Origin of the sequence: Mesoflavibacter sp. SCSIO 43206, assembly GCF_019904215.1 — a bacterium.
Classification (GTDB): Bacteria; Bacteroidota; Bacteroidia; order Flavobacteriales; family Flavobacteriaceae; genus Mesoflavibacter; species Mesoflavibacter zeaxanthinifaciens.
Map to the genome: position 1 here is coordinate 2,193,618 of NZ_CP063201.1, position 12,665 is coordinate 2,206,282.

Consider the following 12,665-nt stretch of genomic DNA (forward strand, 5'->3'; position numbering starts at 1 on the left):
AACCTTTAAATCTTAAGTCACTGCTTGTTGAATACTCTAGACAAAAAACTGCCCACTGAAAGCTGAAAAACCTACTCGCGTATTTTCTTTTTACGTAACTCGAAGTTTTGACCTAGGTATACTTTACGTACCATTTCATCATTAGCTAATTCTTCTGGTTCACCAGCTTTAAGTATACTACCTTCAAACATTAGGTATGTACGATCTGTAATGGCTAACGTTTCTTGTACGTTATGGTCTGTAATTAAGATGCCAATATTCTTTTTAGTTAACTGTGCTACAATACGTTGTATGTCTTCTACAGCAACAGGATCTACACCAGCAAAAGGCTCATCTAATAAAATAAAACTTGGGTTTGTTGCCAACGCGCGCGCAATTTCAGTACGACGTCGCTCTCCACCAGATAATAAGTCTCCACGATTTTTACGTATGTGACCTAAACTAAACTCTTCAATTAACGCTTCCATACGCATTAATTGTTCTTTTTTACTAAGTTTAGTTAGCTGTAATACGCTTAAAATATTTTCTTCAATACTTAATTTTCTAAATACAGAAGCTTCTTGGGCTAAGTAACCAATACCATTTTGTGCACGTTTGTACATTGGGTAATTGGTAATATTAGTATTGTCTAAAAAAATATTTCCGCCATTAGGTTTAATTAAACCAACAATCATGTAAAAAGACGTTGTTTTACCTGCACCATTAGGTCCTAAAAGCCCAACAATTTCACCTTGATTTACTTCAAGGGATACGTCTTTTACTACTTTTCGTCCGTTGTAGGACTTCATTAAATGTTCGGCTCTAAGCTTCATCTGTTGATTTAATTTTGCTAAAAATAGTCATTTCAATATAACTATTAAAGCGTCACTTTTATTTTATATAAAGTTTAACCCTTTTGGTTTTCAAGTTCTTCCCAATACTCGTAAGCACGACGTAAGTGAGGAATTACTATTGTACCGCCAATTAGTGTACCAATACTTAAGGTTTCCATTACTTCTTCTTTTGTTACACCTTCTTTATAACAAGACTCTAAATGGTATTTTACGCAATCGTCACAACGTAATACTGTAGAGGCAACTAAACCAAGTAGCTCTTTAGTTTTTACGTCTAATGCACCTGCCGCAAAAGCATTGGTGTCTAAGTTAAAAATACGTTTTATAATTTTGTTATTATCACCAAGAATTTTATCGTTCATCTTGGCTCTGTAATCATTAAATTCTTTAACTAGATCTGACATGTGATTTGGTTTTTTTTCTTTCTCTTTTTAATACAATTCTTGAAATATGAATACTAATTTCATATAAAATTATTACCGGAATAGCTACTATTATTTGACTAGCTATATCTGGCGGAGTGATTACTGCTGAAATAATTAAAACAATAACCAGCGCAAACTTTCGGTATTTGCGTAAAATTTCTGGAGTTACTAAACCTAATTTGGTTAAAAAGTAAATTAAAATAGGTAGTTCAAAAATAATCCCTGATGCAATTACAGATGCTCTTACTAAACTTATGTAAGATGAAATGTCAATCTCGTTAGATACTTCTGCACTTACAGTATATGTTCCTAAAAAGTTTATAGATAAAGGTGTTATTACATAATACCCAAATAAAACACCTAAAAAGAATAATAAAGATGAAACTACAATAAATCCTCTTGAAGTATTACGTTCATTATCATTAAGTCCAGGACTAATAAACTTCCATAGTTGATATATTACATAAGGAAAAGCGATGATGAATCCTGCATAAATAGACGTCCATATGTGTGCAGAAAACTGACCAGCCATCGTCCTGTTTTGGATGATAAACGGGAAAGATTCTCCACAAAAAGTAGAGTCTTCTACACTAACCAAGTTTGCAAGAGCGCATAACCATTGGTAGGTAGGGAATTCCATTTTTTTTGGCGCAAAAATGATATTGTCAAAAATAAATCCCTTAAAGATAAAAGCGACTGTGCCACAAAGTATAACGGCACCAACAATACGTATAAGATGCCATCTTAAATCTTCAAGATGATCTAAAAAAGACATCTCGTTTACATCCTTTTTTGCCATTATATAATACCTTCTTTTATTAAATCGTGTAAATGTACAACACCAGCGTAATGACCTTCTTTTTCAACCAGTAATTGAGAGATTCCATTCTCCTCAAGTACTTCCATAGCATCTATAGCCATAGCATCTTCTGATATACGTTTTGGGTTGCTGCTCATAATATCTTTTGCTGTAAGCGAAGAAAAATCGTCTACTTTACTAAGCATACGTCTTAAATCTCCATCTGTTATGATGCCCACAATTTTTTTGTCTTCTACAACAGCTGTAACACCAAGACGTTTTTCAGAAATTTCAACAATAACATCTCTAATGCTTGTATTTAACGTAACTTGAGGTTTTTCGTTTACAGAAGAAATATCAAGTACGCGCAAGTATAATTTTTTACCTAAAGCGCCACCAGGATGGTATTTTGCAAAATCTCGGCTAGTAAATCCGCGTAATTCTAATAAAGTAACAGCCAACGCATCACCTAAAACTAATTGAGCTGTAGTACTTGTTGTTGGTGCTAAATTATTAGGACATGCTTCTTTTTGTACGTAAGAATTTAACACGTAATCTGCATGTTGTCCTAAAAAAGAATCTTTATTACCAGTTAAGGCAATCATTTTATTTTTAGCGTTCTTAATAAGTGGAACTAAAACTTTAATTTCAGGAGTATTTCCGCTTTTAGAAATGCAGATCACAACATCATCTTCTAAAATTAAACCTAAGTCACCATGTATAGCATCTGCAGCGTGCATAAACACAGCTGGTGTGCCAGTAGAGTTTAATGTAGCAACAATTTTAGTAGCTATAATAGCACTTTTACCTATGCCTGTTATAATAACACGACCTTTAGAGTTGTAGATTAATTGGGTAGCGTTAACAAAATCATCGTCTAATAAAGATTTTAAATTTAGTATGGCTTGTCCTTCTAATTCTATTGTCTCTTTAGCACTCTTTAATATGGAGGCATTATTTTTCAAAGTATTTTATTTTTTTGGTTTATAAAGATTTTAGTATCTTTAATTTTAAAGCAGCAAATTTAGGGATTATTTCATTAGTGAAATATTTAAACTCTTAAATTATTTTGCTGTTTTATGTGTTAAATGTAACTAATTAATAAAATTTCAAATCGTTCGTATAGTGAAAAGTGATTTGCATGCAGCATTAAAAAAATATTTTGGCTTTGGTGAGTTTAAAGGCTTACAAGAGCAAGTAATAAAAAGTATATTAGATCAAAACAATACCTTTGTGATTATGCCTACTGGTGGTGGTAAAAGTTTATGTTACCAACTACCAGCATTAATGCAAGAAGGTACAGCAATAGTAGTTTCTCCTTTAATAGCTTTAATGAAAAACCAAGTAGATGCCATAAGAGGTGTCTCTAATGAAAATGGTATTGCACACGTTTTAAATTCTTCATTAAATAAAACAGAAGTAAAACAAGTAAAAGCAGATATTACCAACGGTGTAACTAAATTGCTTTATGTAGCTCCAGAATCTTTAACAAAGGATGAGTATGTAGAGTTTTTACGATCTGTAAAAATATCTTTTATGGCAGTTGATGAAGCCCATTGTATTAGCGAATGGGGACACGACTTTAGGCCAGAATACCGTAACCTAAGAAACATTATAAAACGTATAGGTGATAATATACCTATTATAGGTCTAACGGCAACAGCAACACCTAAGGTGCAAGAAGATATTCTTAAAAACTTAGGGATGACAGATGCTAATACTTTTAAAGCATCTTTTAATAGACCTAATTTATATTACGAAATACGTCCAAAAACCAAAAATGTAGATTCAGACATCATTAGATTTATCAAACAACATGAAGGTAAATCTGGTATTGTTTACTGTTTAAGTAGAAAACGTGTTGAAGAATTGGCGCAAGTACTACAAGTTAATGGTATAAAGGCTGTACCCTATCATGCAGGTTTAGATGCTAAAAAAAGAGCATCTCACCAGGATATGTTTTTAATGGAAGATATTGATGTAGTTGTAGCTACAATAGCATTTGGTATGGGAATAGATAAACCAGACGTGCGTTTTGTAATTCACCATGATATACCAAAAAGTATAGAAAGCTATTATCAAGAAACAGGTCGTGCAGGAAGAGATGGCGGCGAAGGACATTGCTTGGCTTATTATTCTTATAAAGACATAGAAAAATTAGAAAAGTTTATGTCTGGTAAACCAGTAGCAGAGCAAGAAATTGGTCATGCATTGTTACAAGAAGTGGTTGCTTTTGCAGAAACATCTATGTCTAGAAGAAAATTCATTCTTCATTATTTTGGAGAAGAATTTGATAACGAAACAGGAGAAGGAGGCGATATGGATGATAATATGCGTCATCCAAAGGAAAAAGAAGAAGCAAAAGACAATGTCGCTATTATATTAGATGTTGTAAGTAAAACAAATGCAAAGTACAAGTCTAAAGAACTTGTAAATGTTATAGTCGGTAAATCTAATGCCTTAATTAATTCTCATAAAACAGATACACAACCTTTCTTTGGTGTAGGTAAAGACACAGAAAAAAGTTACTGGATGGCATTAACACGACAAATGCTAGTCGCTGGATTACTAAAAAAAGATATCGAAACCTATGGTGTTATAAAACTTACAGATGAAGGAAAAAACTTTTTAAGTAACCCAACATCTTTTATGATGACAAAGGACCATGATTTTAGTGAAGATAACACAGATAATGTTATAACAGCATCTAAAGGAAGTGGAGCAGTAGTAGATGAGCAATTAATGAAAATGCTTAAAGACCTGCGTAAAACAAACGCTAAAAAATTAGGTGTACCACCATTTGTTATTTTTCAAGATCCTTCTTTAGAAGATATGGCACTTAAATACCCGATTTCTATAGAAGAATTATCTAACGTGCATGGTGTTGGCGAAGGTAAAGCAAAAAAATACGGTAAAGATTTTGTAAAACTTATCTCCAAATATGTAGAAGATAATGATATCATAAGACCAGATGATATGATTGTAAAATCTACAGGAAGTAATTCCGGAATAAAATTATACATTATTCAAAATGTAGATAGAAAGCTACCATTAACAGATATAGCGTCTGCAAAAGGCATGGAAATGCCAGCATTTATAAAAGAAATGGAAGCTATTGTCTATTCTGGAACCAAATTAAATATCGATTATTGGATAGATGAAATTTTAGATGAAGACCAGCAAGAAGAACTACACGACTATTTTATGGAAACTGAAACCGATAAGATAGATGTAGCTTTAGACGAATTTGATGGCGATTACGACGACGAAGAATTGCGTTTATACCGAATAAAATTTATTAGTGAAGTCGCTAATTAGTTTTTTTAGTTAGCAGTTAGCAGTTAGCAGTTAGCAGTTATCAGTTAGCGGCACTAATTTTATTTCTTAAAAATATTAGTGCCAATTCGTGAAATTCGTGTTTCAATTGAAGTATAAATTCATTTCAAAAAAGTAATTCCAAATTAGTAAATCTTAAATCATTACGTATCTTTGCAATTCATTAAAAAAATATGACAATGCAAGACGGTTTATACGCAAAATTTAATACTTCAAAAGGATCAATTCTTGTTAATTTAGAATTTGAAAAAACACCAGGAACAGTAGGTAACTTTGTAGCTTTAGCAGAAGGAAACATGGAAAACTCTGCAAAACCACAAGGAACACCTTATTACGATGGATTAAAATTTCACAGAGTGATTAGTGATTTTATGATTCAAGGTGGTTGTCCTCAAGGTACAGGTACAGGAAATCCAGGTTATAAATTTGATGACGAAATTCACCCAGATTTAAAACACGATGGACCAGGAGTTTTAAGTATGGCAAATGCAGGACCAGGAACAAATGGTAGTCAATTTTTTATCACTCACGTTGCAACAGATTGGTTAGACGGTAAGCATACCGTATTTGGGAAAGTTGTAGAAGGGCAAGATGTAGTAGATGCTATCCAACAAGGCGATGTTATTGAATCTTTAGAAATTGTAAGAGAAGGTGATGCAGCAAAAAACTTTAACGCTATTGAAGCTTTTAGAGTATTTGAAGGTGCTAGAGAAAAACGTATTGCTGAAGAACGTGAAGCAAAACGTGCTGAGTTAGATAAATTAGCAGCAGGTTTTGATGAAACTAAAAGTGGTTTACGTTACCAAATCATACAAAAAGGAAGTGGTAAAAAAGCCGAAAAAGGTAATCAAGTTTCTGTACATTATAAAGGACAATTAGCAGACGGAACTGTATTTGATAGTTCTTACAAACGTAACGAACCTATCGAATTCTTAGTAGGTATGGGACAAGTTATACCAGGTTGGGACGAAGGAATTTTATTATTAAACGTTGGTGATAAAGCACGTTTTGTAATACCAAGTGATTTAGCTTACGGTTCTCGTGGTGCTGGCGGTGTTATTCCACCAGATGCCACCTTAATTTTTGATGTAGAATTAGTAAATGCTAAGTAAACTTTAGCTTACAAACTCAAAATAAAATAAAAACCTCACAGGATTAGTCTTGTGAGGTTTTTTGTTTTATATAATTTTCTTCTAATTGTTTAGCTATAATTCTTAAATATGAATGCTCTGAAAAACAACCATAAACAGAATTAATTAATGTGTCACCTCTTAGACTAGTCCAGTTTATTGTATTTTCAATTTCGTCTCTTTTATCTGCAAATTTTTCCGAATTTAAATAATAATATTTAATGGTATTAAGTCTACTAACAGGGTTTTTACTATATAAAAGTTGAAGGATAACATCACTAGTTAATTGGTCTTCTAAATCGAGTAATAATTTCCAGTTTTCTATTGGAACAGCATAAATACCAACAACTTCTCCATAATACAAACCTGATTCTGTAGACATAAAATGGTCTATTTCAGGGTTAGAAATCCGTTTGCCTTTATAATATTTTAAAGGCTTGTAAAACGTTTCATAATTATAAAACAGAGGTTTTATTGTGTTATCTTCTGTAACTTCAAAAGTGTTATTGTAAAACTTTAAGTGTTTTTTTTGAAGCCTTTTACTATTTGGTAATTTTGGTTTTAAAACGTAACTAATTAAAGAATCTTTTAAATAAAGAAAATCACATGTTATAACAAGTTTTCTTCTATAGATGACAGAAGAATATATCTTATAATTAAAACCTAAAGATTTATAATTCTCATTATTACTTTTTAAGAATAAACTTTCAAGAGATTTGGGATTTTTTAAACTATCTAAAACACTTTCAATAATCTCTTTATCATTTTTATGAGAAAAGAAGTTTTTATCCTTAAATTGAGAAAACACAGGAAGTGTAAACCAAAACGAAAAGATTATAAAAAGTGTTTTAGACATTGTTTTTTTATTACTTATACTTTTCAGCGGTCAACTCAGCAATTTTGCAAATCACTTCTGTTGCTTTTATCATACTTTCTACAGGAACATACTCATAACGTCCATGAAAATTATGTCCGCCAGCAAAAATATTAGGACACGGTAAGCCCATATAACTTAATTGTGATCCATCTGTTCCACCACGAATAGCTTTTATTAACGGTTTAATGTCTAATTGTTTCATAGCTTCTTCAGCAATATCAACAATATGCATTACAGGTTCTACCTTTTCTTTCATGTTGAAGTATTGATCCTTAATTTCAATCGTTACTACTTCACGCTCGTATTGTTGGTTAAGCTCGTCGGTTAAGTTTTGCATCATTTCTTTTCTAGCTTCAAAATGCTCTTTGTCGTGATCACGAATGATATACTCTAGTACGGTTTCTTCAACTTCACCCTTTATAGAATATAAATGAAAAAATCCTTGATAACCTTCTGTATGTTCTGGTGTTTCTAGTCTTGGTAAGGAGTTGATAAACTCTGTAGCAATGTACATAGAGTTAACCATTTTTCCTTTAGCATAACCAGGATGTACAATTTTTCCTTTTACTTTAACTACAGCGCCAGCAGCGTTAAAATTTTCGTATTCTAACTCACCAATTTGACTTCCATCCATGGTGTACGCCCAATCCGCACCAAATTTTTCGACATCAAATTTGTGTGCACCACGACCAATTTCTTCATCTGGAGTAAAGCCAACTTTAATGGTTCCGTGTTTGATTTGTGGATTTTTAATCAGGTATTCCATTGCTGAAATAATTTCGCAAATACCAGCTTTATCGTCAGCACCTAAAAGCGTTGTACCATCCGTTGTGATTAAGGTTTGACCTTTGTAAAGTAATAAATCTTCAAAATAATCCGGTGATAAAACTATGTTTTCAGCTTCATTTAAAACAATGTCTTTTCCGTCATAATTCTCTACAATTTGCGGATTAACATTAGCGCCAGTAAAATCTGGTGAGGTGTCAAAATGCGAGATAAATCCAATAGTTGGCACGTCATGATCCACATTACTTGGTAACGTAGCCATGATATAAGCGTTTTGATCAATACTAACATCTTGCATGCCTATATTTTGTAATTCTTGCACTAAAGCATTGGCAAGATCCCATTGTTTTTTGGTACTTGGTGTTGTGTCGCTATTTGGATCAGATTCGGTATCTACAGTTACGTAGCTAACAAATCTTTTGATGATGTCTTCTTTTGAAATCATATTTTGAGTGTTTATTTTATTTGAAAGTATAAAAGTACAATTATTCAAGATTATATAAATTGTAAATCACATTTTTTCACACTACTTTTGTGCAAACATTACACGATGTACAAATCCCTTTTAAGACCGCTTTTTTTTAGTTTCGATCCTGAAAAAATTCATCATTTTACATTTAAGCTTGTTAAATTAACCTCTAAAATACCAGGAATGACTTCGGTGTTTAGACGTTTATATGTTGTAGAAGACAAACAACTACAACGCAACCTTTTTGGATTAACCTTTAAAAATCCAGTAGGATTAGCAGCAGGTTTTGATAAAAATGCAGTACTGTATAATGAATTAGCCAACTTTGGTTTTGGATTTATAGAAATAGGAACCGTAACGCCAAAAGGACAAGCTGGAAATCCAAAAAAACGTTTGTTTAGATTAAAAGACGACCAAGGAATTATAAATCGAATGGGTTTTAATAACGAAGGGTTAGAAGCAGCAATTACACAATTAAAACGAAATAAAGGAAAGTTAATTATAGGTGGAAATATTGGAAAAAATACCGATACAGCACCAGAAGATTACACCAGAGATTATCTAGAGTGTTTTAAAGGTTTACATCCGTATGTTGATTATTTTGTGCTTAATGTAAGTTGTCCAAACGTTGGAAGTCACGCTAAATTAACCGATAAAGATTATTTGTTAGAACTGATTAGCGAAGTGCAAAAAGCTAACGAAGAATTGTCAGGTCGAGCGCAGTCGAGACCTAAAAAACCAATTTTACTTAAGATTGCTCCAGATTTAAATACCATTCAGTTAGATGAAATCATAGAAATCATCAAAGAAACAAAACTAGATGGAGTTATTGCAACCAACACATCTGTAGATCGCACAGGACTAAAAACATCGACAGAACGTTTGGAAGCTATTGGAAATGGAGGTTTAAGTGGTCAACCTATAAAAGAGAAATCGACAAAAGTGATTAAATACTTAGCAGAAAAAAGTAATAAAGCATTCCCAATTATTGGTGTTGGTGGAATACACAGTGCTGAAGATGCATTAGAAAAACTAGAAGCTGGAGCAGATTTAGTTCAGATTTATACTGGTTTTATTTATGAAGGACCACGATTAATTAAGCAGATTAATCAAGCTATTTTAAACCAAAATTAAATGACTATCGAAACCTTATTAGGGTTTGTTGTAGCGACTTCGGCTTTAGCCATATCGCCTGGACCAGATAATATTTATGTGTTAATGCAAAGCATAACTAATGGTCGTAATTATGGTTTAGCAACCGTTGCAGGTTTAATTTCTGGTTGTTTGGTACACACAACATTGGTTGCTTTTGGTGTGTCTGCTATTATTAAAAATAACGATACACTTTTTCTAATCCTTAAAATTTTAGGTGCTGTTTACTTATTGTATTTGGCTTATAAAGTCTATCAAAGTGATGCTGAAGTTGCTTTAACTACTGAAAACACACCAAAAAAAAGTTTGTGGCAACTATTTAAGCAAGGTGTAATAATGAATGTGTTAAACCCAAAAGTGTCTATTTTCTTTTTGGCATTTTTCCCTGGGTTTTTATTTTCAGAAACCTTATCAACAGTAACGCAATTTTATGTATTGGGATTACTGTTTATGCTCACTTCTTTAATAATATTTTCTGCAATCGCAGTGCTTTCAGGATTTATTTCGGAGTATTTAAAACAGAATAAAAACACTGGATTAGTACTAAAATGGTTGCAAATAGTTGTGTTTGTAGGAATTTCTGTATTCATCTTTTTTCAGAAGAAATAAAGCCAAAAATCTATTTCTTTTTTATCTTTGAAAGACCATGAAAAACGACTTAGTTAAAGTAATCGAATGTCCGCGAGATGCCATGCAAGGCATTAAGCAATTTATTCCTACCGAAAAAAAAGTACAGTACATACAATCTTTATTACGTGTAGGTTTTGATACGATAGATTTTGGAAGTTTTGTGTCACCTAAAGCTATACCTCAAATGGTAGATACAGCCGAAGTGTTAGCGCAATTAGATTTAAGCAAAACCAAAAGTAAATTATTGGCAATTGTAGCAAATTTACGTGGTGCTCAAGATGCTTGTCAACATCCAGAAATTGATTATTTGGGTTATCCTTTTTCTATTTCAGAAAACTTTCAAATGCGTAATACGCATAAAACAATAGCACAATCTGTAGACTTGTTAAACGATATTTTAAATACAGCAGATCAATCTAATAAAAAGGTTGTAGTTTATATTTCCATGGGATTCGGAAATCCTTACGGTGATCCTTGGAATGTCGAAATAGTAGGCGAGTGGACAGAAAAGTTAAGTAAAATGGGTGTAGAAATTTTATCCTTAAGTGATACGGTTGGTACATCTAATCCAGAAAATATAGATTATCTGTTTTCAAATTTAATTCCGAAATATCAAAATATCGAATTTGGTGCGCATTTACACACTACGCCAAGTACATGGTTTGAAAAAGTAGATGCAGCTTATAATGCAGGTTGTAGACGTTTTGATGGAGCTATACAAGGTTTTGGTGGTTGTCCTATGGCTAAAGATGAATTAACCGGAAATATGCCAACAGAAAAAGTCTTTTCTTATCTAACTACAAAAAAGGCGCATGACCTAAATGCGATGTCTTTTGAAAGCGCATATAATGAGGCTTCAAAGATTTTTAAAGTCTATCATTAATATTTTTATTTAAATTTAATCTAAATAAACTTGTGTAAACTGTTTTTCAGTGTTATTTTTGCACACTGAAAATTAAATTATTTAAATCAAGTCTAAATAAACAGAAGTTTACATGAAAAAATTAGTTTTAACTTTATGTGTTGCAACCGCGTTATTTTCTTGTTCTAGTGACGATAACGATACAATAGTAATAGAAGATGGTAATGGTGTAACTGCACCAGATACTTACACTTTTGAAAGAAACGGATCTACAACAGTAAGTTATAGTGGTCAAACCGATCGTATTTTAATGGCAGAAGAGCTTATCTCTGGATTAAAAAATACATCTTTTACAGCAGCTCAATTACAAGCTATGTTTGATCATCAAGAAGGTAATAACGATTTTTCTGATGCTAGCTTAAACGCATCTACTAAAAGCATAAAGAGTAAAACTGCAGCATCTTCAGATTATTTTTCTGCAAACACTACAGATCAAGCCGCTATAAGAGCAGATTTTGATGCTTTTATAACTAATCAAGTAAACGATGTTTATCCTAATTGGAATACTAACGCTACATCTGGTGTAGCTGGTCAAATACAAGAAGCTGGTGGCGGATCTACAAGATATGTTAACGAAAAAGGTTTAGAGTACAATCAAGCTTTTAATAAAGGTTTAATTGGTGCATTAATGGTAGATCAAATGCTAAACAATTACTTAAGTACTTCAGTTTTAGATGCTGGAACAAACGTTGCAGATAATAACAATGCTGTTTTAGCTGAAGGAAAAAACTACACTAATATGGAGCACAAATGGGACGAAGCATTTGGGTATTTATATGGTACAGAAACTAATGCAGCAATGCCAGCATTAGGTGCAGATAGCTTTTTAAATAAGTATTTATCTAGAGTAGAAAATGATACTGATTTCTCAGGAATCGCAATGGATATTTACAATGCATTTAAATTAGGACGTGCTGCAATTGTAGCTAAAAACTACGACGTAAGAGATGCGCAAGCACAAATTATAAGAGAAAAAGTTTCTGAAATTATAGGAATAAGAGCTGTATATTATTTACAACAAGGTAAAACAGGTTTAGAAGCTGCTAATCCAGATATGGCTTCAGTGTTTCATGATTTATCAGAAGGTTATGGGTTTGTTTACAGTTTACAGTTTACAAGAAAACCAAACACAAATGAGCCTTACTTTACAAAAGCAGATGTAGATGCTTACATCCAAACATTAATGTCTAACAACGGATTTTGGGATGTAACACCAACAACATTACAAACAATTTCTGATGAAATTTCAGCAGAATTTAATTTTACAACTGCTCAAGCAGGAAGTTAATTAGTTTTTAATATTCTT

The 12,665-nt window shown here is 32.4% G+C and carries 12 protein-coding genes; 6 read left to right on the top strand and 6 right to left on the bottom strand.

Going from position 1 to position 12,665, the window contains the following annotated elements:
* Positions 1-71 precede the first annotated feature (71 nt).
* The 4 genes from lptB to INR78_RS10075 form a co-directional block, all read right to left on the bottom strand.
* Positions 72-812 carry an LPS export ABC transporter ATP-binding protein gene (gene lptB, locus INR78_RS10060; RefSeq protein WP_027880018.1) on the bottom strand — a complete coding sequence of 247 codons (741 nt, stop codon included), beginning with the start codon at positions 810-812 and terminating at the stop codon, positions 72-74.
* A gap of 74 nt (positions 813-886) precedes the next feature.
* Entirely contained in the window at positions 887-1,237 is a 351-nt protein-coding gene (locus INR78_RS10065; RefSeq protein WP_027880017.1) for a carboxymuconolactone decarboxylase family protein, read from the bottom strand.
* Positions 1,221-2,057, bottom strand: coding sequence for a twin-arginine translocase subunit TatC (tatC, locus tag INR78_RS10070; RefSeq protein ID WP_027880016.1), 837 nt, complete (start codon positions 2,055-2,057; stop codon positions 1,221-1,223). Before tatC ends, INR78_RS10065 begins: the two co-directional genes overlap by 17 nt.
* Positions 2,057-3,022: an SIS domain-containing protein gene (locus tag INR78_RS10075; RefSeq protein ID WP_223076417.1), complete on the bottom strand. Its 966-nt coding sequence runs from the start codon at positions 3,020-3,022 to the stop codon at positions 2,057-2,059. Before INR78_RS10075 ends, tatC begins: the two co-directional genes overlap by 1 nt.
* A 160-nt stretch (positions 3,023-3,182) precedes the next feature.
* On the opposite strand from INR78_RS10075, the gene recQ reads away from it, so the two are divergent.
* Both recQ and INR78_RS10085 read left to right on the top strand, forming a co-directional pair.
* A complete protein-coding gene (gene recQ / locus INR78_RS10080) occupies positions 3,183-5,375 on the top strand; it encodes a DNA helicase RecQ (RefSeq protein WP_223076418.1) in 2,193 nt (730 codons plus the stop codon).
* A 197-nt stretch (positions 5,376-5,572) separates the two neighbouring features.
* Complete coding sequence (locus INR78_RS10085) at positions 5,573-6,505, top strand: peptidylprolyl isomerase (protein WP_223078058.1); 933 nt, start codon at positions 5,573-5,575, stop codon at positions 6,503-6,505.
* Between the two features lie 43 nt (positions 6,506-6,548).
* On the opposite strand, the gene INR78_RS10090 is transcribed toward INR78_RS10085, so the two are convergent.
* Positions 6,549-7,379: a hypothetical protein gene (locus tag INR78_RS10090; RefSeq protein ID WP_223076419.1), complete on the bottom strand. Its 831-nt coding sequence runs from the start codon at positions 7,377-7,379 to the stop codon at positions 6,549-6,551.
* A 10-nt stretch (positions 7,380-7,389) separates the two neighbouring features.
* Complete coding sequence (gene pepT, locus INR78_RS10095) at positions 7,390-8,631, bottom strand: peptidase T (RefSeq protein WP_223076420.1); 1,242 nt, start codon at positions 8,629-8,631, stop codon at positions 7,390-7,392.
* 105 nt (positions 8,632-8,736) lie between these two features.
* On the opposite strand from pepT, the gene INR78_RS10100 reads away from it, so the two are divergent.
* From INR78_RS10100 to INR78_RS10115, 4 genes are all read left to right on the top strand, one after another.
* Positions 8,737-9,789 carry a quinone-dependent dihydroorotate dehydrogenase gene (locus tag INR78_RS10100; RefSeq protein WP_223076421.1) on the top strand — a complete coding sequence of 351 codons (1,053 nt, stop codon included), beginning with the start codon at positions 8,737-8,739 and terminating at the stop codon, positions 9,787-9,789.
* Positions 9,790-10,416, top strand: a complete 627-nt coding sequence (locus INR78_RS10105) for a LysE family translocator (RefSeq protein ID WP_223076422.1) — start codon at positions 9,790-9,792, stop codon at positions 10,414-10,416.
* A gap of 37 nt (positions 10,417-10,453) precedes the next feature.
* A complete protein-coding gene (locus INR78_RS10110; protein ID WP_223076423.1) occupies positions 10,454-11,320 on the top strand; it encodes a hydroxymethylglutaryl-CoA lyase in 867 nt (288 codons plus the stop codon).
* A gap of 112 nt (positions 11,321-11,432) precedes the next feature.
* On the top strand, positions 11,433-12,647 hold the full coding sequence (locus INR78_RS10115) for a DUF4856 domain-containing protein (RefSeq protein WP_223076424.1): 1,215 nt from the start codon (positions 11,433-11,435) through the stop codon (positions 12,645-12,647).
* Positions 12,648-12,665: the final 18 nt, after the last annotated feature.